This is a genomic window from Actinoalloteichus sp. GBA129-24 (assembly GCF_001941645.1).
Classification (GTDB): Bacteria; Actinomycetota; Actinomycetes; order Mycobacteriales; family Pseudonocardiaceae; genus Actinoalloteichus_A; species Actinoalloteichus_A fjordicus.
On record NZ_CP016077.1, the window covers coordinates 2,682,780 to 2,702,147 of the forward strand.

The following is a 19,368-nucleotide window of genomic DNA, read 5'->3' on the forward strand; positions in this document are numbered from 1 at the left end:
GTGAGGCCATTGATCACCCCGAGGCGGCCCGCTTCGCCCAGCGAACGGACGTCGATGACCAGATCGGTCCGGCTCCATGCTGGTTGGTGCCTACCGGCCGAACCGGGGACCGGCCAGGATCGCAGCATGACCAAGGCACTCGTCGTCATCGACGCCCAGGAGTCCTTCCGGCAGCGGCCGAACTGGCAGGCCGTCTCCAATCCCGATCTCGTCGACAAGATCACCCGGCTGGTGACCTCCGCCCGAGCACACGGCGACCTCGTCGTCTGGGTCCTGCACGCCGAGCCCGGCTCCGGCAACGTCTTCGATCCGGCGCTCGGTCATGTCCGGCCGATGGACGGACTGGCGCCCGCCGAGGGCGAACCGGTGCTCGTCAAGACGGCGCACAACGCCTTCACCACGACGAACCTGCACCAACGGCTCACTTCGGCTGGTATTCGGGAGCTGCTCGTCTGCGGCGTGCGCACCGAGCAGTGTTGCGAGACGACGGCCCGGCTCGCCGCCGATCTCGGCTTCGAGGTGACCTTCGTCCTCGACGCCACCGCGACCACGCCCATCGAGCATCCCGACGCCCCGCCAGGACGCAGCCTCGCCGAGGTCCTCGCCGATCCCCGGACGCTGTCCACCGACGACATCGTCGAACGGACCGTCTATGCCTTGTCCGGTCGGTTCGCCGTCGTTCGCACCGTGGCCGACGTGGTGACGTCGACCCCTGCCGTGGTATGACCGGATCGTGACGAGGGTCGTCTTCCTTCTCGCCCCGCGCGTGCACCTGCTCGACCTCGCCGGTCCCGCTCAGGTGTTCTCCACGGCGGCCGATCTCGGGCTCGGCTACACCCAGCACCATGTCGCCGAACAACCGGAGGTGCCGACCGCGCAGGGGGTCGCGCTGCGGGCGTCGACGGCGTGGCCTGCGCTGACTCCCGACGACATGATCATGGTGCCCGGCTGGCGGGCGCCGACGCTGCGTGCCACCGAGGCCTTCGCCCCCGAGTCGCTGCATCGGCTCTTCGCACATCATGCGGCGGGCGGGACGGTGGCGAGCGTGTGCGCGGGGGCGGACGCCCTGGGCCGCGCGGGGCTGCTCGACGGGCGCCGCTGCACCACGCATCACGACGTGCAGGACGAGTTGGCCCGTCGGCATCCCAGGGCCACCGTGGTCCGGGACGTCCTCTACGTCGTCGACGACCGGGTGGTCACCTCGGCGGGCATCGCCAGCGGCATCGACCTCGCCCTGCACCTGGTGGCCTTCGAGCACGGCCCGGCACAGGCGGCCCGGGTGGCCAGAGAGATGGTGGTCTATGCCCGACGCAACGGCGACGACCCGCAGGCCAGTGTGATGCTGCGCCATCGCGACCATCTCGACGACGTCGTGCATCGGACACAGGATCTGATCGACGCGCGGTTCACCGACGCGCTGCGGCTGGGCGAACTCGCCGCAGCCGCGGGCGCGGCGGAGCGCACGCTGACCCGGCACTTCCACCGGGCCACCGGGCTCACTCCGTTGCGCTACCAGCAGCTTCTTCGCTTGGAACGCGCCGAGCACCTGATCGGACGGGGCGCCACCCTGGAGTCGGCGGCCAGGGCGGTCGGCTTCGAGGACGCCCGGATGCTGCGCAGACTGCGGGCGCGGGCCTAAGTCCCCGGCGGGCTCGCCGGTGTCGTTGCCGGGACGCCCGTGCACGAGCCCGCCGCCCCTCGGGGCTGATCGACGGGAGGCGCAGCCACGCCCGCCCTCGTGGTGCGCCCGGCACGCCGCCCCGCATACCGTGCTCACCAGGATGCGGCAGCCGATGGGCGCGAGCGCCGCCCCGCTCCGACCAGCACCGACATGCCAGCGCGGTCAGGACCGACGTCGCAGCAGGGTCAGATCCGCGAGCAGCAGCCCTCCCACGTGGCGCCGCAATCGGACCAGTGACTCTCCGGACGTGCCCCTGGGCACCGTCTCGACGAGCATGATCAGATACAGATAGCTGCGATACAACGCCTGCCGCAGGCGGGTGTCCTCGTCGAAGACGATCCGGCCCCCTGCATCCCGGTAGGCCGTGAGCAGCTCCTCGTCCTTCTCGACGTCGTCGAACAAGGCGAGCGAGACCAGATCGGCCGCCGGATCGCCCCAGAAGGCGCGTTCTCCGTCGATCACACCGCCGATCACCGGCTGCTCGTCGGGCCCGTCGAGCAGGATGTTGCCTGCCCACAGGTCGAAGTGGACCAGGACGGGGGTCGTGATCGCGTCGAGCAGCCCGCCCGCATCGGCGGGCGAGGACTGCGGAGCACCGTCCGGAACCTGCCTGCCCGGTAGCTCGCCGCCGACGAGGTCTCGCACGACCGTGCGGATCTCCGCGACGGGCGACGGCAGCGGCGCATCGAAGCGCTCGGCGTCGGCCAGCACCGCGTCGATCATGGCGCGGAAGGCGGTCCGCCAGGTCGCCGCAGGCGGCCCGACCGAGTCGGCGGGGTAGCCGAACCGTTCTCCCGTCACTCGATGCAGCCGGGCCACGATCTCGGCGAGCGACCGGCGGGTTCGACCCCGTGCCTGCCGGGACAGTTCGGCAGCCCGCTCCGACCACGGCCTGCCGGGCAGTTCCGTCGTGAGCAGGACGTCCGCGCCGATCGTGGGATGGTCGAACACGGTGTGCAGCACCGAGGGCACCGGGGCACCGTCGGCACCCGCTAACCCGTAGTACAGCGCCTCCGTGCGCAGGAGGTGCCGTTCATAGCGCAGGGCGGGCAGCGCCGGATCGGGCGACACCTTGGTGATCAGGCGTCGTCCGTCGGCGAGATGCAGTCGGTGGACGGAGTTGTACAGCCCGCCGGTCAGTCGATGTCGTTCCAGGACGCTCGTCTCGACGCCCGCGTCCGCGAGCAGCGCGGTCAGGTCGTCGTCCGTGAGTTGTTCGGGATGAGCTGCCTGCATGCGGGTTCTCCTACGCTTCGCGGGCTGGGCGCTGAGGAAGGGCGTGGACGCCGACAAGATCATAGTCGCCGTCCCCGCCGAGACCCTTGACTTCGGCCTGCGTCGGACACCGACACACGCGCCAGCCTGTCCGAACCCGCGTGGCGCGGGTGGTGCCCCGGCCGCCGCCGAATCCGCCGGGTGGCGGAGCGGCGACGGCCCCTCTCGACAGCGCATTCGGCGACGCTCGCGAGCGGCTCGCCCAGGATGGCTGCGTCGTGGGCCGCCGCACCGAGCCCCTACTGGCCGTCGACCCCGGTGATCGTGAGCACGGCGGTGCCCGCCTCGTCGGACTCGTCCAGGTCGATCTCCGCGCTGATGCCCCAGTCGTGGTCGCCCGCCGGGTCGTCGAAGATCTGCCGCACCCGCCAGGTCCGGCCCTCCTCCTCGATGATCAACAGCCTCGGGCCTCGGGCGTCCGGTCCCGTGCCGATCGAGTCGTGCTCCTCGAAGTACGGCTCGACCGCCTCCGACCAGGCGTCGGCGTCCCAACCGGACTCCCCGTCCAGCTCGCCGAGCAGGTCGTAGCGCCGCAGCGCCGCCAGCTCGACCCGACGGAAGAGCGCATTGCGCACCAGTACCCGGAAGGCGCGGACGTTCGTGGTGACCCCGCGCGGCCGGTCGCCGACGGTGACCTCCGCCGTCACCGGCTGACCCGGGTCGGTGAGCTGTTCCCACTCGTCCAGGAGACTCGAGTCGACCTGCCGGACCAGCTCACCGAGCCACTCGATCAGGTCATTGAGCTCCTCGGTCTTGGCCTCTTCCGGCACCGTCTGGCGCACCGCCTTGTAGGCGTCGGCCAGATAACGCAGCACGAGGCCCTCCGAACGCGCCAGGCTGTAGAAGCCGACGTACTCGGTGAAGGTCATGGCCCGCTCGTACATGTCCCTGGCCACCGCCTTCGGCGCGATCTCGTGATCGAGGACCCAGGGGTGGCCGCGCCGGTACATGTCGAACGCGGCGCCGAGCAGTTCGGCCAGCGGCTGCGGGTAGGTGACGGAGTCCAGCAGCTCCATCCGCTCGTCGTACTCGATGCCGTCGGCCTTCATCTGCTGGACCGCTTCGCCGCGGGCCTTGAAGAGCTGGGCGGAGAGCACCTGCCTCGGATTGTCCAGCGTCGACTCGATGATCGAGAGCACGTCGAGGGCATAGGTGGGCGACTCGCGGTCGAGCAGGTCGATCGCCGCCAGTGCGAACGGCGACAGCGGCTGGTTCAGCGCGAAGTCCAGCTGGAGGTCATCGGTCACCCGGACGGTGCGGCCCGCCTCGTCCGGCTCGGGCAGTCGCTCGACGACGCCTGCGGCCAGCAGCGCCCGGTAGACGGCGATGGCCCGCCGGATCAGCCGGAGCTGCGACTTGCGTGGCTCGTGGTTCTCCTCCAGCAGCCTGCGCATCGCCTGGAAGGCGTCGCCCGGCCTGCTGATGACGTTCAGCAGCATCGCGTGGTTGACGGTGAAGCTCGACGTCAACGGCTCCGGGTCGGCCGCGACCAGTCGGTCGAAGGTCGACTCGCCGTAGTTGACGAAGCCCTCCGGCGGCTTGGTGCGGACGACGCGCCGCCGCTTCTTCGGGTCGTCACCCGCCTTCTTCAACCGACGTTCGTTCTCCACCACGTGATCGGGAGCCTGCACGATGACCGTGCCCAACGTGTCGTACCCGGCTCGGCCCGCGCGGCCCGCGATCTGATGGAACTCCCGTGCCTTGAGGTGGCGGGTGCGGATGCCGTCGTACTTGCTCAGCGCGGTGAACAGCACGGTGCGGATCGGCACGTTGATGCCGACGCCCAGCGTGTCGGTGCCGCAGATGACCTTCAGCAGACCTGCCTGCGCGAGCCGCTCCACCAGCCGTCGATACTTCGGCAGCATCCCGGCGTGGTGCACTCCGATCCCGTGGCGGACCAGCCGGGAGAGCACCTTTCCGAACCCGGCGGTGAACCGGAAGCCGCCGATCAGCTCGGCGATCGCGTCCTTCTCCGCGCGGGTGCACACGTTGATGCTCATCAACGACTGGGCGCGTTCCACGGCGGCGGCCTGGGTGAAGTGCACGATGTAGACGGGAGCCTGGCGGGTCTGCAGCAGGTCCTCGATCGTCTCGTGCAGGGGCGTGACGATGTAGGAGTGGATCAGCGGAACGGGACGCTCCACGGACTGCACCACGGCGGTGGCCAGGCCGGTCCGGCGGGTGAGATCTTCTTTGAAGCGGGTGACGTCGCCCAGCGTGGCGGACATCAGGACGAACTGGGCCTTGGTCAACTCCAGCAGCGGGACCTGCCAGGCCCAGCCCCGATCCGGCTCCGAGTAGAAGTGGAACTCGTCCATGATGACCTGGCCGACGTCGGCCTCGGCGCCGTCGCGCAGCGCGATGTTGGCCAGGATCTCCGCCGTGCAGCAGATGATCGGAGCGGTCTCGTTGACGCTCGCGTCGCCGGTCAGCATGCCGACGTTGGCCGCGCCGAAGGTGTCGCAGAGCGCGAAGAACTTCTCGGACACCAGCGCCTTCAACGGCGCGGTGTAGAAGCTGCGCCTGCCGTGGGCGAGCGCGGTGAAGTGAGCGCCGACGGCGACCAGGCTCTTCCCGGACCCGGTCGGAGTGCTGAGGATGACGTGCGAGCCGGTGACGACCTCGATCAGCGCCTCCTGCTGCGCGGGATAGAGGGCAAGGCCCTGCTCCTCGGCCCACTCGGAGAAGGCCTCGAAGAGCACGTCGGGTTCGGGGTTCGCGGGAATCCGGTCGGTGAGCGTCATGGTGCGTCGATGGTGCCTGTTGCGCTCTGACCCGTGTACCTCGGGTGTCCCCGTCGCGGTATCGGGGCTGCCAGGTTCGACCGCGGGCCCGTGGACGCCGGCGAACCGGCAGGCGCGGTCGGCAGCCAAACGGACTCCGAGCGGGTCAGGGACGCGTGCTCCAAGCGGGGGTCGGCCTGCCGCTCGGCGGCTGCGGCGATCGGGCGGAGGCCTTCGATCGGCCGCCGTCTCCGGCTCGTTCCTCGGCCAACTGCTGCACCCGTTGGTGCGAGAGCCCGAGGAACTCGGCGATGACTCGGAAGCTCAGACGAGCTCGCCGGAGGCCCGGGATCGCGACCCGGCGGGCGTCGTCCCGCAGCAGCAACGCCTTCGCCGCCTCTCCTTCTCGTCGTCGCAGGTCACTCGGTATCGGGTGAGGTCATGGCCGTCCCTGTTCATAACGCCACTCGATCTCGAACGCGTCTGGTTCGGCGTCGGTCAGACCGGAGATCAGATCGCGAGCCTCGACGTCGAGGGTGTCCAACCGCACCGCTTCAGTCGCGCCGCCGAGAAGTCCGTCGACGACGGCGACCCACAGGTTGTCCTCGCGGCTGACTCTGACCACGTAGATCGGTAGAGACATCACTTCTCCTCCATCCACTTCTCCCCGAACAGATGCCCGAGAGCGTTCTCGATGCTCCGCAGCACCGTCCAGGACAGCTCGCGACTGTGGCCGGTGATAGCGAATCGGCCGACCTCGATGTCGTGTTCGTTGCGTACTACGAAGATCAGATGTGATCCCTTTCCTCGACCGGGGATCTGCTCGGTGGTCAGTCCCGCATCGCGTGCTGCTGGCCTGACCAGACTGAGTACTCTTGCGGCTTCATCCGCTTGATCATCACGAGTTTAAGGAGATTAGACGCGCAAGCGTCTGATTCGTTAGACGACGTTCTCGGCTCTGAAGTCGTCCACCGGCGGAGGGTGATCGGAAATCGAGCAGGCTCGAGACCGCGCAGGCAGCCCGGGACTCGCATGGCAGGCACCGGCAGGCGCAGCCGGAGCCGGTGTTCTGGTGAACCCGTCCGTTCACAGCCCTTCTCGGCCGGTGCGGTGAGGACGCAGGCACGGCTCGGAAGCCGGTCGATGCCAGGTGGTGGTCGACGTGTCATGGTGAGAAGCGGGTCGTCGAGGGCCGTCATTCGGGCCTCGACGGTGCCCCGATCACGCGGTCCGTCCCGCCGTCGGCCAGGCCTGGATCTCCACGCGCCGCGTGGCCCGACTTCCCCTGATCGACGGCTCACTCATCACGGTGGCTGGGACGGATGAGACGCCCGTGGTGCACTGCGGCCTCCACCGGGCTGCCGCACCGGGCGCCACGACCCCGCTGCCCGGTGCTTCGGACCGGGCAGCGGGGTCGCGTGGCGTGCGGGGCGGAGATCCCTCGCCGGAGTTCAGGCGATGATGCGGATGGGGTCTTCGAGCAGTGCGGTGAGCTGCTGGAGGAAGACGGCCCCCACAGCGCCGTCGACGGCGCGGTGATCGGCCGACAGCGTGATCCGCATGATCTTGCGGACCTCGACCTTGTTCTTGCCCTCCTCGCGCAGCCGCAGCTCGTCGCGTACCGAGCCGACCGCGAGGATCGCGGCCTCCGGCGGGTTGATCACGGCGGCGAACTCCTCGATGCCGAACATGCCGAGGTTGGAGATCGTGAAGGTGCCGCCGGTCATCTCGTCGGTCTTGAGCCTGCCCTCCCTGGCGCGGCCCGCCTTCTCCCTGGCCTCGCTCGCCAGCTCGGACACGCTCTTGCGGTCGGCGTCCCGCAGCACCGGCACGACGAGGCCGGACTCGATGGCCACCGCGATGCCCAGGTGGATCCGCTTGTGTTGAAGGATCTTGTCGCCCGCGAAGGAGACGTTCACCGTCGGGTTGGCCCGCAGCGCCGTGGCCACGGCCTTGACCAGCAGGTCGTTGATGCTGACCTTGGGACCGCCCGCCGCCTGCACCCTGGCGGTGAGGTCGGCGCGGAAGGCCAGCAGCTCGGTGACGTCGACCGCGCTGGTGAGGTAGAAGTGCGGCGCCTGCTGCTTGCTCTCGGTGAGCCGCTTGGCCGCCACCCGCCGGATGTTGCTCAGCGGGATCTCCTCGACGTCCTCGGCGTCGGCCTGGACCTGGGGTTGCGGCTTCGCCGGGGCGGACGCGGTCGCAGGCTTCTCCTCGGCCGGGGCGGCGTCGGCGGCCCGCTTGGCGGCGACGGCGGCGTCCACGTCGGCCCGGATGATCCGGCCACGCGGGCCGCTGCCCGCCACGGAGTCCAGGTCGATGCCTGCCTCCCTGGCGATCTTCCTGGCCAGCGGCGAGGAACGGGGCCGGGAGCCCGCCTCGGCGGGCGCCGCGTCGGTCGACTCGGCCTGCTGGTCGGCGGGGGAGGAGGGGGAGCCCTCGGCCTCGGCTGCGGCGTCCGCCTGCTGGGTGGACTCGGCGGCAGGCTCGGGAGCCGCCTCGGTGCTCGGCTCGGCGGCGGGCGCGGCGGCCGACGCGGAGCCGGAGCCGTCGCCGAGCAGCCCGATGGCCGCACCGATCGGCACCAGTTCGCCGGCAGGCACCAGGATCTTCTCCAGCACGCCGTCGTCGTAGGCCTCCAGCTCCATGACGGCCTTGTCGGTCTCGATCTCGGCGACGACGTCGCCTCGGCTGATCGTGTCTCCCTCCTGTTTCAACCAGGCGGAGATCACGCCCTCCTCCATGGTGTCGGAGAGCCGTGGCATCTGAATCTCAGTCATGTTCTTCCTCGGCGAAGGCTGGCGATCAGCGGCGGCGGCCGACCGCGTCCAGGGTCTCGTGGACTGCGGTGGTCAGGGACTCGGCGGAGGGCAGTGCGGCCCGTTCCAGCGGCTTGGCATAGGGCAGCGGCACCTCGGCTGCGGCGACCCGGCGCACCGGGGCGTCCAGGTAGTCGAAGGCGCCGTCGGAGATCGTCGCGGCGATCTCCGCGCCGATGCCGTAGGTCAGCCAGTCGTCCTCGGCCACGACGGCACAGCCTGTCTTGCGGACCGAGGCCACGATCGTCTCGCGGTCCAGCGGGCGCAGGCTGCGCAGGTCGATGACCTCGGCGGAGATCCCCTGCTCGGCGAGCTGCTCGGCGACCTGCGTCGCCACCACGGCCATCCGGGAGTACCCGATGATCGTGATGTCGGTGCCCTCGCGGGTCACCGCCGCCTTGCCGATCTCGGCCGGCTCGACCTCGTCGGGGACCTCGCCCTTGGTGTTGTAGAGCGCGAGGTTCTCCAGGAACAGCACCGGGTCGTCGTCCCGGATCGCGGCCTTCATCAGGGCCCGCGCGTCGGCCGGGGTGCTCGGCGCGACGACCTTGAGACCGGGAACGAACGCGTAGTAGAGCTCGATGTTCTGCGAGTGCGTCGCGCCGAGCTGCTGACCGCCGCCGCCGGGCATCCGGATGACCATCGGGACGCTGTTCTGACCGCCGAACATGCCGTAGATCTTGGCGGCGTGGTTGACGATCTGATCCAGGGCGATCAGCGAGAAGTTGATGGTCATCAGCTCGACGACCGGCCGAAGGCCCAGCATCGCCGCGCCGATGGCCGCGCCGACGAAGCCCTCCTCGGCGATGGGGGTGTCGCGTACCCGCTTCTCGCCGAACTCGGCCAGCAGACCGGCCGTGATCTTGTACGAGCCTTCGAAGATGCCGATCTCCTCGCCGATGAGGAGCACGTCCTCATCGCGGAGCATCTCCGCGCGCAGCGTGTCGCGCAGCGCCTGACGGTAGGTGATGACGGCCAAGGGATTTCTCCTGGGATGTCCTCGTGACCGGTTCCGCCGGGTGAGGCGGGCCGATCAGCGATGCCGGTGGTGGGGAGCCGCTTGCGATCAGAACAGCGGATCGGCGGGCAGGCGGCGGTCCTCGCCCGCCACCGGAGTGGCGTAGGTGTAGTCGAACAGCGTCGAGGGGTCGGGGTGCGGGCTCTCGTCGGCGAAGGCCACCGCGGCGTCCGCCTCGGCCTGGGCCTGCCGGTCGATCTCCTCGGCGCCCTCCTCGTCGAGCAGGCCCGCCGCGATCAGTTGAGCCCGGAACTGCACCACCGGGTCGGCCGCCCGAGCCGCTTCGACCGACTCCTCGCTGCGGTACTTCGCCGGGTCCACCACCGAGTGGCCCTTGAGCCGGTGGCTGACCGCTTCCAGCAACGCGGGCGCCCCGGTCTCCCTGGCCCGCTCCACCAGCCTGCTCGCCGCCTCGCGAACCGCGAGGACGTCGTTGCCGTCCACCCGCTCGCCGTGCATCCGGTAGGCCGACGCACGCTTGTGCAGTTCGGGCTCGGCCGAGGACTTCTCCACCGTCGTGCCCATGCCGAGGTAGTTGTTGATCACCACGAAGACCACCGGCAGGTTCCACAGCGCCGCGATGTTCAGCGACTCGTGGAAGGCGCCGATGTTGGTGGTCCCGTCGCCCATCTGGCACATGACGACCTCGTCGCCGCCCCGGTAGTCGATCGCCAGGGCTGCACCGGTGGCGAGGGGAAGCTGGCCGCCGACGATGCCGTAGCCGCCGAGCAGCCGAGCCTGGGCGTCGAACATGTGCATCGAGCCGCCCCAGCCCTTGGACGTGCCCGTCGTGCGGCCGTACAGCTCCGCCATCACGCGGCCGGGCTCGATGCCCTTGCCCAGTGCATAGCCGTGCTCGCGGTAGTTCGTGAAGAGGTAGTCGGTCGGTCGCAGCGCCGTCATGAGTCCGACGACGGTGGCCTCCTCGCCCAGGTTGAGGTGGCAGTAGCCGCCGATCTTGGCCTGGGTGTAGCCCTGTGCGGCCCGCTCCTCGAACCGGCGGATCAGCGTCATCTGACGCAGATAGTCGCGCAGCACCTCGGGGGACTCGCCCGCGAACGGCTCGGCGGGCGCAGCGGTCTCCTGCGCGTCCTTGCCTCGGGAACGGCTGCCGCGAGCCTTGGCACCGGCGCGCGTCGCCGACCCCCTGCGGGTGGTCGTCTCTGCCATCACTGATCTCCTCTCAAGAGGTCGAGCAGGCCGCCTGAGCGGTCTCTCCTGCACGCACTCCGCGAGCGACTGTCGTCGGCGGACCGGTGTGGGCAGGCCGGTCCGCCGAGGTCCGCGCGCGACGGACTGCCGCCACACGGTGTGCTGAGGTGAGGATTCGGACCCGCCGTCGCTGCTCGTCGCCTGCCCTGGCGACGAGACGGCAGGCGCGGACCCGGAGCGGACTGCTCCGTCGCGCGGCCGTCCGAGCGACGGTCGGACCCCTGCACCTCGATGTGCTCCTTCGTACTGCCCTCGCCGCGTCGGGGCAGCATGACGCCCGACGGGTCTCACGGAGAGTGTCGTGACCGGGACCACGTTCGCGCCATGCCTGGCCGCCCAGACCTGAAGGCTTCGAACTGGGCGGTGCGCCCAATCGGGTGATGCCCGCGAACGGGTCAGGGGCGGATCGTCCCGCGCGGGTGCCGGTCGGGGAGGGCTTCGATGCCCAGTGCCGCGATGCCCAGTGCCCAGTGCCCAGTGCTCCCAGCCAGGGGTCGGATGTCCGGGACGGGGAGGTGCGCTCCATGTTCCGTGCCCCGGCGGCGTGCCGAGCTGACCCGGCGGGCCGGCCAGGCCGCTCGGCAGACCTACCGCCGGGACCGAGTCGCAGTCGGGGTCGGCTCCGCGCCGGCCGCCGCGAGCTGGGCGCTGAGACTCTTCTGGACGTCGTGCAGCCGGTGCAGTCGGGTCCGGACGGCGGCCAGCCGCCGTTCGTACACGTCCACCGCCTCGGCGCACGGCGGGATGTTCACCAGGTCCACGGCCAGGCAGGGGCCGAACTGCCGGACGTCCTCCGAACGCAGCCCGATGTCCAGCAGATGGCGCACGTTGCGGACGCGGATCACCGCAGCCACGTCGTAGTCTCGGTAGCCGTTCTCCCGGCGCGTCGAGGACAACAGCCCCTGCTGCTCGTAGTAGCGCAGCGCCCGCGCGGTGGTCCCGGTCCGCCGCGCCAGTTCGCCGATGCGCATCTGTTCGCCTCCGTCGCGTCCGCGCGGCGCCGTGCTCGACCTGCGCGCCGCAGTGGCCTTCGGTTCGTCGCGGGGTCGCCCGTCCCGTCCTCGCGTCGCGATCGGCGACGACTGCGCCGGGCCTCCACCGAGATGCCGAGTCCGGTGCCGCAGCGCCGTCCGACGTCGATTCCACCATCCCCGGCACACCGTGTCGCTCGCGCCCCGGTGGCGGCGCGAAGTCGGACGTGGTCGAGCCGGACGGGTGAGCCGAGCTGCGGGGTCAGGACCGGCCGGTGTCGGACAGCGCCAGGGCGGCCAGGGCCAGCGAGAGCGTGACGTGCGCGCGATGCCCGTGCAGCGACCGGCCGATCAGCGTGCTGATCCGTTGGAGTCGGTTCAGCACCGTGTTGCGGTGGCAGTGCAGCCGCACGGCGGCGTTCGCGGCTGAACAGTCCTCCTCCAGCCAGCAGGCCAGGGTGCCCAGCAGCATGTCGCGCTCCCGCTTCGGCAGCTCCAGCACCGGGCCGAACTGGGAGTCCACCAGCCTGCGGGCGAGATCGGGTGCCTGCACCAGCAGCGCCTCCGGGAACCGTTCTGCCAGGGAGAACAGGCCCGTCTCGCCGGGCGGGGCGGTGCCGAGGGTGGTCAGGGCGAGCTGATGACCGGTGCCCAGCTCGGCGAGGCCCGCCACGGCGGGTGAGGCGGCGACCCGTCCGCGCGCCAGGGGGCGGAGCCGGTCGAGCGCCAGCTCCTCGTCCCGTCGTTCCAGCGCGACGAGACCGACGAGGGTGTCGGCCCGTACCTGCCACACCGAGCGCAGATGCAGCGAATCCAGCGCCTGCTTCTGGCCCCGCAGCGCGAAGCCGCCGTCGGTCCGCGCCTCGGCGACGATCACCAGATAACGGCCTCCGGTGGGCAGGTCCAGCTCCTTGGCCGTCCGCTGGGCGAACCCTGCGTCGCGGGCCTGGCCGTTGAGCAGGCCTTCCACCAGCGCGTGCCGCCGCTGCTCGTCGCTGCGCAGTCGTTCCAGCTCCGTATCGCGGTAGGAGGTCGACAGCCGCGAGGACAGTTCGTCGATCACCGTCCACATCGAGGTGGCCACCCGCAGCATGACGTCCGGCTCGGCCCCGTCGATCTGAGCCTGCTCGACCAGCGCCTCCCAGACGATCCGGCCGCCCAGCCGGAACGTCCGCAGCATCGCCGCCAGCGGGACGCCCTGTTCGGCGCGGTCCCGGCCGATGGCGGTGGCCACGTCGTCCTCGGCCGACTCGACCTCGCCGCACAGCACCCGCAGCACCTGGCCGAGATAGCGACGGCAGCCGTCGCGGAGGTCGTCGCGCGGCACCGGACGATAGTCGGTCCAGTCCGGGTTGTCGGTGAAGATGGCCGCGAGCAGCCGTTCGGTCAGGACCGGGACGTCGGCGAGGCGAGTCTGGGCCAGCGAACGGGTGATCTGTTCGACGGAGTCGGCGGCGGGGGCGGGCACTCCTCGACGCTACCTCCTCGCTCAGGAGCGGCCGTCGACCTCGGCTCTGCGATCATCGCCGGATGATGCGACTGCGACAGGTGGGGGTGCGCCACCCACGCGGTCGACGAGTCCTCGTCGACGTCGAGCTGAGCGTCCCGCCCGGACGGATCATCGTGCTCCTCGGCGCCAACGGAGCGGGAAAGTCGACGTTGCTGCGGGTGGCGGCGGGCGTCACCCGACCCTCGCAGGGCACGGTGGTGGACCGGCCCTCGGCGATCGGCTACGTCCCGGACCGCTTCCCGGCCCGGCTGCGGCTGTCCACCACCGATTACCTGCGACATATGGCTGCGCTGCGGGGCGTCCGGCCCGTCGACGCCGCGCCACGCCATCGCGACCTGCTGACCGCCCTCGGGTTCGCCGGTGACGTCGCCGCCGCGATGTCGACCCTCTCCAAGGGCAATGCCCAGAAGGTCGCGCTCACCCAGGCACTGGCGAATCCGGTCGACCTGCTCGTCCTGGACGAGCCGTGGGCGGGTCTCGATCAGGCGGCCAGGACCGAGCTGAGCGCCCGGCTGTCGGCGGCGGCCGCCTCGGGCACCGCGGTGCTGCTCGCCGATCACACCGCACGGCCACCGCACTGCCGGGCGCCTCGGCGGTCCGCCTGCGGGACGGGACGGTGTTCGAGGAGCCGCTCCCGAATGGCTCGGACGACGGCGTCCGGGAGTGGATGCGGGTCGAGCTGTCCTGTCCGCGTGATCCGACGCCGCTGCTGGCGGGGCTGCCCGCCCGGCCGGTGGACGAGGACCCGGTCGCGGTCACGGGGGCGGTGGAGGAGCCGGCCGGCGTCCGGCTGTCCGCCGGAGTGCGCGAGGACGCGGGCTCTCGACTCGTGGTCGTGCAGGTCGCGGCGCCGTCCTGCGACGTCCTGCTGCTGCGGGCGCTGCACGCGGGCTGTTCGGTACGCGGTGTTCACCGGATGCCCGGCGGACGTCGCTCGACGGCCTGCGCCGCAGCCCCCGGCCCGGACCGAGGCAGTGACACCGGGGTGGCTCCAGCGGCTGGGGCGGCTCGAGAGGCGGAAGCGAAGAAGGAACCGACGTGAGGACCCTGGCCGCCGTCCGGTACACCCTGGCCGACCTGCTGCGTTCTCAGCTCTTCCTGGCGCCGCTGCTGGTCTGCGCGGGGTCGCTGGCGGTGCTCTTCGGCGGTGACGCGGGGGCGCCACCCGGCCCGTGGGCCGCCTCGGTCCTGCTGCTCTACCCGGCGAGTGCCTGGCTCGCCGTCGCCGCCGCCAACGCCGAGGAACCCGTCCAGCGGAGTGTCACGGTGGTGGCGGCGGGCGGTCACGGACGGGTGCTGGCAGGCGTGCTCGGCGTCTGCGTACTGGCCGACCTGCTGCTCGTCGCCCTCGCGGTGTGCTGGCCGATCCTGACCGGCCGCTACTCGTATCCGCTCACCCTCGTCGGACTGGGCATCGCGGCCCATCTGGCCGCCGCGCTGGCGGGTACCGCCGTCGGCCTGTTGTGTGCTCGACCGGTGCTGAACCGGCCGGGCTGGACCGTCGCCGCGGCCTCGGGCGTCGTCCTGCTCACCGCGCTTGCCCCGTGGCTGCCGCCGGTCGGCACGACGGTGGCCAGACTCGGTGCCGCGTCGGCGACTGGCGGGTCGCCGTGGCCCGGCACGGCTCTCGACCTCGGGGTGGCCGTGCTGCTGCTCCTCGGGGCGGTCGCGACGACCCTGCGGGTGGCGCGACGACGCTGACCACGGCGGCGTCGGCCACAGCGGACGGGGATCCCAGGGCCGTCGGCACGATCACAGCCGTCGTCGCCGGAAGCCGGAACGGGGCACCGGCTGTGTCGTCGTCGAGTCGCCATCGAACTCGGACGCCGGCTGCCACCCCTGAGCAGGGCGGTCGCCCGCCCGTCCGGACTTCGGCCGGCGGAGCAGACGCGGCCCGCGACGACGGCTCTGCCACCTGCGAGGACAGGTGTGCCACCGAGGGATCTCCGCAGCCGTGGGCCGGAATGCCCGCCGTCACGACTCCAGCTGTTCCAACGCCTTCATGATCCGCTTGTCCGACACCGGGAAGGCGGTCTTGATCGTCTGCGCGAAGTAGCTGAGCCGCAGCTCCTCGATCGCCCAGCGGACCTCCCGGAGCCCCTTGCCGGGCGACGCCGTCGCGGGCACCCTGACCGCGAGCCGTTGATAGGCCTCGGTGACGACGGCGACCTTGGCCGTCCAGTCCTGGTCCCGCGCCGGGTTCTCCGGCAGCTTCTCCAGCCGTCGTGCGATCCCCCGCAGATAACGCACCACATGCGGGAGCCGCTGAGCGCCGACGGCGGTGACGAAGCCGGGGAACACCAGCCCGTCGAGCTGCGTGCGGATGTCGGCGACCGAGTCCTTCGGCGCGTGCCGGGCGACCTCCTTCAGCCGCAGTTCCACCGCGCGCCACTCGGTGAGGATCTCCTCGACCTTGCCCACCACGTCCGTCATCAGCGGGGGCAGCTCGGCACGCACCTTGCCGCGCAGGGTCGCGAAGGCCGCCGTGGACCAGGCGGGACCGCCGTGCCTGGTGATCAGCCGGTCCGCCGCACACGACGCGCAGTCCGCCAGCAGGGCTCCCACTCCGCCGTGCGGATTGTGGGTCAGCGCCAGCTTCGTCTGGTTGCTCAGCCTGCCTTGGATCAACTTGATCGGCGCCGGGGCGTTCAGCAGGACCAGTCGTCGGGTCCCCGCCCACATCGCCTGCCGTTGCTCCGCCTCGGAGTCGAACAGCCGGACCGCCACCTCGTCGCCCTCGTCGACCAGCGCCGGATAGGAGGTCACCAGATAGCCCGCCTGCCGCGTGCGGTGCGTCTTGGCCAGGTCGCCGATGGTCCAGTCCCGCAGCCCCGACTGCTCCACGCCCTCTGCCGAGGCAGACAAGGTCGCCCGGAGCCTGGGGCGCAGTCGCTCGCGCAGCTCTGCCAGGTCGCGTCCCTCGGCGAGGGTCTGCTGTCGCTCGTCCACCACTCGGTAGGTGATCTTCAGGTGATCCGGCACGCGGTCGAGCTGCCAGGCGTCTCGAGGCACCACCACGCCCACCTGCCTGCGCAGCGCGTCCTCCAGGGAGTCCAGCAGCGGCGCCTCACCGGCTCGCATCCGATGCAGCACCGCCGCCGCGCAGTCCGGCACCGGGACGACGTGCCTGCGCAGCGGCTTGGGCAGCGACCGCAGCAGCGACTCCACCAGCTCGGCACGCAGTCCGGGGATCTGCCAGTCGAAGCCCGTCTCCGTCACCTGGTTCAACACGGCGAGCGGGATGTGCACGGTCACGCCGTCCGCGTCGGTGCCCGGCTCGAACTGGTAGGTCAGCTTCAGCCGAAGGTCGCCTTGCGGCCAGCTGTCCGGGTAGTCGGCCTCGCCGATGCCTGCGGCCTGCTCGTTGACGAGCATCGACCGGTCGAAGGTCAGCAGATCGGGCTTGTCGTGCCTGGTCTTCTTCCACCAGGAGTCGAAGTGCCTGCCGGAGACGACGTCGGCGGGGATGCGCTGGTCGTAGAACTCGAACAGGGTCTCGTCGTCGACCAGGATGTCCCGGCGGCGAGCCCGATGCTCCAGGTCCTCGACCTCGGCGAGCAGCTCCCGGTTCTCATGGAAGAACCGGTGGCGGGTCTCCCAGTCGCCTTCCACGAGGGCGTGTCGGATGAACAGGTCCCTGGAGGTCTCCGGATCGATCCGTCCGAAGTTCACCTTGCGGCCCGCGACCAGTGGGATGCCGTAGAGCGTCACGCGTTCGAGCGCGATCACGGCGGCCTGCTTCTTCTCCCAGTGCGGCTCGCTGTAGCTGCGCCGCACCAGAGTGCCTGCCGCCTTCTCGATCCAGTCCGGCTCCACCCGGCCTGCGATGCGACCCCACAGCCGCGACGTCTCGACCAGCTCGGCCGCCATTACCCAACGCGGCGGCTTCTTGAACAGCGCCGAGCCGGGGAAGATCGCGAACTTGGCGTTGCGGGCGCCCAGGTACTCGTTCTTGTCGGTGTCCTTCAGCCCCACCTGGGAGAGCAGGCCCGTCAGCAGCGCCTGATGTACTCGATCGTGGTCGGCGGGCACGTCGTTGAGGGTCGTTCCCAGGGTCCTGGCCACCTGACGAAGCTGGCCGTAGACGTCCTGCCACTCACGGACGCGAAGGTAGTTCAGAAACTCGGTGCGGCACATCCGGCGGAACCGGCTGGAGGAGGACTCCTTCTGCTGTTCCTGCAGGTACTCCCACAGGTTCAGCAGGGACACGAAGTCGGAGTTCTTGTCGACGAACCGCGCGTGCTGCTCGGCCGCCGCCTGCTGCTTGTCCTCCGGTCTCTCTCTGGGGTCCTGGATGGACAGCGCGGCGGCGATCACCATCACCTCGCGAAGACAGCCGTTGCGTTCGCCCTCCAACACCATCCGGCCCAGCCGGGGGTCCACCGGAAGCTGCGCGAGCCTGCGACCGAGCGGAGTGAGCCGCTTGCGCAGGTCGGTCTCGGCCGGGTCCAGTGCACCGAGCTCCTGGAGGAGCTGCACGCCGTCGGAGATGTTGCGCCGGTCGGGCGGATCGACGAAGGGGAACGCCGCCACGTCGCCGAGTCCCAGCGCGCTCATCTGCAGGATCACCGAGGCCAGATGGGTGCGCAGGATCTCGGGATCGGTGAACTCCGGACGGGCGAGGTAGTCCTCCTCCGAGTACAGCCGGATGCACACCCCCGCCGAGAGCCTGCCGCAGCGGCCGGACCGCTGGTTGGCCGACGCCTGCGAGATCGCCTCGATGGGGAGCCGCTGCACCTTCGTCCGCAGGCTGTACCGGGAGATCCTGGCGGTGCCGGGGTCGACGACGTACTTGATGCCCGGCACGGTCAGGGAGGTCTCGGCCACGTTGGTGGCCAGGACGATGCGCCGACCGGTGTGCGGCTGGAACACCCGGTGCTGCTCGCGGGCCGACAACCGGGCGTAGAGCGGCACCACCTCGGTGTTGCGCAGCTCCTGTTTCTCCAGCGCGTCGGCGGTGTCCCGGATCTCCCGTTCGCCGCTGAGGAAGACCAGGACGTCGCCGGGAGCCTCGCCCGCCAGCTCGTCCACCGCGTCGCAGATCGCCTGCACCTGGTCGCGTTCGACCTCGTCGGTGACGACCGGTCGGTACCGGACCTCCACCGGATAGGTCCGACCCGACACCTCGATCATCGGTGCGTCGCCGAAGTGTCGGGAGAACCGCTCCGGGTCGATCGTCGCGGAGGTGATGATCACCTTGAGGTCGGGTCTGCGCGGCAGCAGGTCCTTGAGATAGCCGAGCAGGAAGTCGATGTTGAGGCTGCGCTCGTGCGCCTCGTCGATGATGATCGTGTCGTACTGCCGCAGCATCCGATCCCGTTGGATCTCCGCGAGCAGGATGCCGTCGGTCATCAGCTTGACGAGCGTGTCCTCGCCGACCCGGTCGGTGAAGCGCACCGCGTAACCCACCGCGTCGCCCAGCTCGCCGTGCAGCTCCTCGGCGATGCGCTCGGCGACGGTGCGGGCGGCCAGCCGCCTCGGCTGAGTGTGGCCGATCAGCCCGTGCACGCCCCGGCCGAGCTCGAGACAGATCTTGGGCAGCTGCGTGGTCTTGCCCGACCCGGTCTCGCCCGCCAGGATCACCACCTGGTGATCGCGGACGGCCGCCAGGATCTCGTCCTTGCGCTGTCCGACCGGCAGCTCGGCGGGGTAGTCGATCTTCGGCACGGCGGCACGGCGACGTTCCACCCGCAGCGCGGCCGCGTCGATCTCGGCGGCGACGGCGGCGAGCGCCGCGTCTCGGGCGGCGCCTCGGGAGTCGCGTCCGCGCCGCAGGCCGTCCAGGCGCCGCGCGAGGCGATGTCGGTCCCGCAGCATCAACTCGGGCAGGCGTGCCGACAGTTCGGTGAGGGGAGAGGTGACAGGCGGCGTTCTCATACGGGGTCAAGGATAGGCACCCTGCGCTGACCGGTCTCGCGATTTACCCCCCGCGTCGTCGTCGCGGTGTCGGCGGAACGCTCGTCGGCGGGCGGCGGACACGCGGAAGGCACGCACGGGCGGCTGCGCCCGCCTGGAACGAGCCTCGGCTGCGCGGGCTCGCACGGACGGCGCGTCGGGACCCTCTGGCGAGCAGGAGCAGGCTCGACGGGCCGACCGGGAGACTGCCGTGCCTGCGCGCAGGTCCGACCGGCCCGGCCGTGCGCTGATGGGCCGCAGCCG

13 protein-coding genes and 1 pseudogene are annotated in these 19,368 nt (G+C 70.8%); 5 read left to right on the plus strand and 9 right to left on the minus strand.

What is annotated here, in order from left to right:
- Window positions 1-126 precede the first annotated feature (126 nt).
- Both UA75_RS12015 and UA75_RS12020 read left to right on the plus strand, forming a co-directional pair.
- Window positions 127-726, plus strand: a complete 600-nt coding sequence (locus UA75_RS12015) for an isochorismatase family protein (RefSeq protein WP_075740315.1) — start codon at window positions 127-129, stop codon at window positions 724-726.
- A gap of 7 nt (window positions 727-733) precedes the next feature.
- The gene (locus UA75_RS12020) at window positions 734-1,639 is read left to right on the plus strand and encodes a GlxA family transcriptional regulator (RefSeq protein ID WP_075740316.1); all 906 of its coding nucleotides are present in this window, start codon (window positions 734-736) and stop codon (window positions 1,637-1,639) included.
- A gap of 204 nt (window positions 1,640-1,843) precedes the next feature.
- Here UA75_RS12020 and UA75_RS12025 read toward each other — a convergent pair whose 3' ends face one another.
- The 8 genes from UA75_RS12025 to UA75_RS12070 form a co-directional block, all read right to left on the minus strand.
- Window positions 1,844-2,917, minus strand: a complete 1,074-nt coding sequence (locus UA75_RS12025; RefSeq protein ID WP_075740317.1) for a phosphotransferase family protein — start codon at window positions 2,915-2,917, stop codon at window positions 1,844-1,846.
- 278 nt (window positions 2,918-3,195) lie between these two features.
- A complete protein-coding gene (locus tag UA75_RS12030; RefSeq protein WP_075740318.1) occupies window positions 3,196-5,700 on the minus strand; it encodes a DEAD/DEAH box helicase in 2,505 nt (834 codons plus the stop codon).
- A gap of 418 nt (window positions 5,701-6,118) precedes the next feature.
- Window positions 6,119-6,322: a hypothetical protein gene (locus tag UA75_RS12040; protein WP_075740320.1), complete on the minus strand. Its 204-nt coding sequence runs from the start codon at window positions 6,320-6,322 to the stop codon at window positions 6,119-6,121.
- Window positions 6,323-7,130: 808 nt separating this feature from the next.
- Window positions 7,131-8,459, minus strand: a complete 1,329-nt coding sequence (locus UA75_RS12050) for a pyruvate dehydrogenase complex dihydrolipoamide acetyltransferase (RefSeq protein WP_075740321.1) — start codon at window positions 8,457-8,459, stop codon at window positions 7,131-7,133.
- Between the two features lie 25 nt (window positions 8,460-8,484).
- The gene (locus UA75_RS12055) at window positions 8,485-9,477 is read right to left on the minus strand and encodes an alpha-ketoacid dehydrogenase subunit beta (protein WP_075740322.1); all 993 of its coding nucleotides are present in this window, start codon (window positions 9,475-9,477) and stop codon (window positions 8,485-8,487) included.
- Between the two features lie 87 nt (window positions 9,478-9,564).
- Window positions 9,565-10,686 (minus strand): pyruvate dehydrogenase (acetyl-transferring) E1 component subunit alpha, encoded by a 1,122-nt coding sequence (gene pdhA / locus UA75_RS12060; protein WP_075740323.1) that lies wholly within the window; start codon window positions 10,684-10,686, stop codon window positions 9,565-9,567.
- A 629-nt stretch (window positions 10,687-11,315) separates the two neighbouring features.
- Complete coding sequence (locus UA75_RS12065) at window positions 11,316-11,699, minus strand: MerR family transcriptional regulator (protein ID WP_075740324.1); 384 nt, start codon at window positions 11,697-11,699, stop codon at window positions 11,316-11,318.
- A 262-nt stretch (window positions 11,700-11,961) separates the two neighbouring features.
- Window positions 11,962-13,167, minus strand: a complete 1,206-nt coding sequence (locus tag UA75_RS12070; RefSeq protein ID WP_075740325.1) for a PucR family transcriptional regulator — start codon at window positions 13,165-13,167, stop codon at window positions 11,962-11,964.
- 65 nt (window positions 13,168-13,232) lie between these two features.
- Here UA75_RS12070 and UA75_RS34460 point away from each other — a divergent pair.
- The 3 genes and pseudogenes from UA75_RS34460 to UA75_RS12080 all read left to right on the plus strand — a co-directional run.
- A pseudogene (locus tag UA75_RS34460) lies at window positions 13,233-13,667 on the plus strand (ATP-binding cassette domain-containing protein); the annotation flags it as partial.
- 158 nt (window positions 13,668-13,825) lie between these two features.
- Window positions 13,826-14,251, plus strand: a complete 426-nt coding sequence (locus UA75_RS34465; RefSeq protein WP_232251254.1) for a hypothetical protein — start codon at window positions 13,826-13,828, stop codon at window positions 14,249-14,251.
- Window positions 14,248-14,910 (plus strand): hypothetical protein, encoded by a 663-nt coding sequence (locus UA75_RS12080; protein WP_083690680.1) that lies wholly within the window; start codon window positions 14,248-14,250, stop codon window positions 14,908-14,910. The genes UA75_RS34465 and UA75_RS12080 overlap by 4 nt, the downstream gene beginning before the upstream one ends.
- 273 nt (window positions 14,911-15,183) lie before the next feature.
- Here the strand turns inward: UA75_RS12080 and hrpA are convergent, their stop codons facing one another.
- Window positions 15,184-19,086 (minus strand): ATP-dependent RNA helicase HrpA, encoded by a 3,903-nt coding sequence (hrpA, locus tag UA75_RS12085; RefSeq protein ID WP_075740327.1) that lies wholly within the window; start codon window positions 19,084-19,086, stop codon window positions 15,184-15,186.
- Window positions 19,087-19,368 lie beyond the last annotated feature (282 nt).